The 4,066-nt window shown below is 51.5% G+C and carries 2 tRNA genes and 2 rRNA genes; all 4 read left to right on the forward strand.

Features of this window, described 5'->3' with window-relative positions:
- Positions 1-332 precede the first annotated feature (332 nt).
- A 16S ribosomal RNA gene (locus AC4OR5_RS30790) occupies positions 333-1,868 on the forward strand.
- Positions 1,869-1,932: 64 nt separating this feature from the next.
- Positions 1,933-2,009: transfer RNA gene (locus tag AC4OR5_RS30795), tRNA-Ile, on the forward strand.
- A gap of 28 nt (positions 2,010-2,037) precedes the next feature.
- Positions 2,038-2,113: transfer RNA gene (locus AC4OR5_RS30800), tRNA-Ala, on the forward strand.
- Between the two features lie 225 nt (positions 2,114-2,338).
- Positions 2,339-4,066 (forward strand): 23S ribosomal RNA (locus tag AC4OR5_RS30805); the annotation flags it as partial.

The raw sequence follows: 4,066 nt of genomic DNA on the forward strand, positions 1-4,066 counted from the left end.
TGAACGCTGTAGAATGCGCCTCCCGCTGATCGGAAGATGGTTTGAAGGTCGGCGCAAGCGGTTGAGTAGAAAAGAAAATTTTCGAAAATAACGCTTGACGGAACGAGAGGTTGCTGTAGAATGCGCGGCCTCGGTTGAGACGAAAGCCTTGACCAACTGCTCTTTAACAAGTCGAATCAAGCAATTCGTGTGGGTGCTTGTGATGTAAGACTGGTGATCGCAAGATTATCAGCAACGCAAGTAACACTCGTGAATTCGAGAGTTTTATCTCTTTTTAAGAGAATGCGATTGCTGAGCCAAGTTTAGGGTTTTCTCAAAACCCAAGCAGTATTGAACTGAAGAGTTTGATCATGGCTCAGATTGAACGCTGGCGGCAGGCCTAACACATGCAAGTCGAGCGGATGAAGGGAGCTTGCTCCTGGATTCAGCGGCGGACGGGTGAGTAATGCCTAGGAATCTGCCTGGTAGTGGGGGATAACGTCCGGAAACGGGCGCTAATACCGCATACGTCCTGAGGGAGAAAGTGGGGGATCTTCGGACCTCACGCTATCAGATGAGCCTAGGTCGGATTAGCTAGTTGGTGGGGTAAAGGCCTACCAAGGCGACGATCCGTAACTGGTCTGAGAGGATGATCAGTCACACTGGAACTGAGACACGGTCCAGACTCCTACGGGAGGCAGCAGTGGGGAATATTGGACAATGGGCGAAAGCCTGATCCAGCCATGCCGCGTGTGTGAAGAAGGTCTTCGGATTGTAAAGCACTTTAAGTTGGGAGGAAGGGCAGTAAGTTAATACCTTGCTGTTTTGACGTTACCAACAGAATAAGCACCGGCTAACTTCGTGCCAGCAGCCGCGGTAATACGAAGGGTGCAAGCGTTAATCGGAATTACTGGGCGTAAAGCGCGCGTAGGTGGTTCAGCAAGTTGGATGTGAAATCCCCGGGCTCAACCTGGGAACTGCATCCAAAACTACTGAGCTAGAGTACGGTAGAGGGTGGTGGAATTTCCTGTGTAGCGGTGAAATGCGTAGATATAGGAAGGAACACCAGTGGCGAAGGCGACCACCTGGACTGATACTGACACTGAGGTGCGAAAGCGTGGGGAGCAAACAGGATTAGATACCCTGGTAGTCCACGCCGTAAACGATGTCGACTAGCCGTTGGGATCCTTGAGATCTTAGTGGCGCAGCTAACGCGATAAGTCGACCGCCTGGGGAGTACGGCCGCAAGGTTAAAACTCAAATGAATTGACGGGGGCCCGCACAAGCGGTGGAGCATGTGGTTTAATTCGAAGCAACGCGAAGAACCTTACCTGGCCTTGACATGCTGAGAACTTTCCAGAGATGGATTGGTGCCTTCGGGAACTCAGACACAGGTGCTGCATGGCTGTCGTCAGCTCGTGTCGTGAGATGTTGGGTTAAGTCCCGTAACGAGCGCAACCCTTGTCCTTAGTTACCAGCACCTCGGGTGGGCACTCTAAGGAGACTGCCGGTGACAAACCGGAGGAAGGTGGGGATGACGTCAAGTCATCATGGCCCTTACGGCCAGGGCTACACACGTGCTACAATGGTCGGTACAAAGGGTTGCCAAGCCGCGAGGTGGAGCTAATCCCATAAAACCGATCGTAGTCCGGATCGCAGTCTGCAACTCGACTGCGTGAAGTCGGAATCGCTAGTAATCGTGAATCAGAATGTCACGGTGAATACGTTCCCGGGCCTTGTACACACCGCCCGTCACACCATGGGAGTGGGTTGCTCCAGAAGTAGCTAGTCTAACCGCAAGGGGGACGGTTACCACGGAGTGATTCATGACTGGGGTGAAGTCGTAACAAGGTAGCCGTAGGGGAACCTGCGGCTGGATCACCTCCTTAATCGAAGATCTCAGCTTCTTCATAAGCTCCCACACGAATTGCTTGATTCACTGGTTAGACGATTGGGTCTGTAGCTCAGTTGGTTAGAGCGCACCCCTGATAAGGGTGAGGTCGGCAGTTCGAATCTGCCCAGACCCACCAATTGTTGGTGTGCTGCGTGATCCGATACGGGGCCATAGCTCAGCTGGGAGAGCGCCTGCTTTGCACGCAGGAGGTCAGGAGTTCGATCCTCCTTGGCTCCACCATCCAAACAATCGTCGAAAGCTCAGAAATGAATGTTCGTGAATGAACATTGATTTCTGGTCTTTGCACCAGAACTGTTCTTTAAAAATTCGGGTATGTGATAGAAGTAAGACTGAATGATCTCTTTCACTGGTGATCATTCAAGTCAAGGTAAAATTTGCGAGTTCAAGCGCGAATTTTCGGCGAATGTCGTCTTCACAGTATAACCAGATTGCTTGGGGTTATATGGTCAAGTGAAGAAGCGCATACGGTGGATGCCTTGGCAGTCAGAGGCGATGAAAGACGTGGTAGCCTGCGAAAAGCTTCGGGGAGTCGGCAAACAGACTTTGATCCGGAGATCTCTGAATGGGGGAACCCACCTAGGATAACCTAGGTATCTTGTACTGAATCCATAGGTGCAAGAGGCGAACCAGGGGAACTGAAACATCTAAGTACCCTGAGGAAAAGAAATCAACCGAGATTCCCTTAGTAGTGGCGAGCGAACGGGGATTAGCCCTTAAGCTTCATTGATTTTAGCGGAACGCTCTGGAAAGTGCGGCCATAGTGGGTGATAGCCCCGTACGCGAAAGGATCTTTGAAGTGAAATCGAGTAGGACGGAGCACGAGAAACTTTGTCTGAACATGGGGGGACCATCCTCCAAGGCTAAATACTACTGACTGACCGATAGTGAACCAGTACCGTGAGGGAAAGGCGAAAAGAACCCCGGAGAGGGGAGTGAAATAGAACCTGAAACCGTATGCGTACAAGCAGTGGGAGCCTACTTGTTAGGTGACTGCGTACCTTTTGTATAATGGGTCAGCGACTTATATTCAGTGGCAAGCTTAACCGTATAGGGTAGGCGTAGCGAAAGCGAGTCTTAATAGGGCGTTTAGTCGCTGGGTATAGACCCGAAACCGGGCGATCTATCCATGAGCAGGTTGAAGGTTAGGTAACACTGACTGGAGGACCGAACCCACTCCCGTTGAAAAGGTAGGGGATGACTTGTGGATCGGAGTGAAAGGCTAATCAAGCTCGGAGATAGCTGGTTCTCCTCGAAAGCTATTTAGGTAGCGCCTCATGTATCACTCTGGGGGGTAGAGCACTGTTTCGGCTAGGGGGTCATCCCGACTTACCAAACCGATGCAAACTCCGAATACCCAGAAGTGCCGAGCATGGGAGACACACGGCGGGTGCTAACGTCCGTCGTGAAAAGGGAAACAACCCAGACCGCCAGCTAAGGTCCCAAAGTTGTGGTTAAGTGGTAAACGATGTGGGAAGGCTTAGACAGCTAGGAGGTTGGCTTAGAAGCAGCCACCCTTTAAAGAAAGCGTAATAGCTCACTAGTCGAGTCGGCCTGCGCGGAAGATGTAACGGGGCTCAAACCACACACCGAAGCTGCGGGTGTCACGTAAGTGACGCGGTAGAGGAGCGTTCTGTAAGCCTGTGAAGGTGAGTTGAGAAGCTTGCTGGAGGTATCAGAAGTGCGAATGCTGACATGAGTAACGACAATGGGTGTGAAAAACACCCACGCCGAAAGACCAAGGGTTCCTGCGCAACGTTAATCGACGCAGGGTTAGTCGGTTCCTAAGGCGAGGCTGAAAAGCGTAGTCGATGGGAAACAGGTTAATATTCCTGTACTTCTGGTTACTGCGATGGAGGGACGGAGAAGGCTAGGCCAGCTTGGCGTTGGTTGTCCAAGTTTAAGGTGGTAGGCTGAAATCTTAGGTAAATCCGGGGTTTCAAGGCCGAGAGCTGATGACGAGTCGTCTTTTAGATGACGAAGTGGTTGATGCCATGCTTCCAAGAAAAGCTTCTAAGCTTCAGGTAACCAGGAACCGTACCCCAAACCGACACAGGTGGTCGGGTAGAGAATACCAAGGCGCTTGAGAGAACTCGGGTGAAGGAACTAGGCAAAATGGCACCGTAACTTCGGGAGAAGGTGCGCCGGCTAGGGTGAAGGATTTACTCCGTAAGC

The sequence above is a fragment of the Pseudomonas sp. YA1 genome (genome assembly GCF_058680555.1).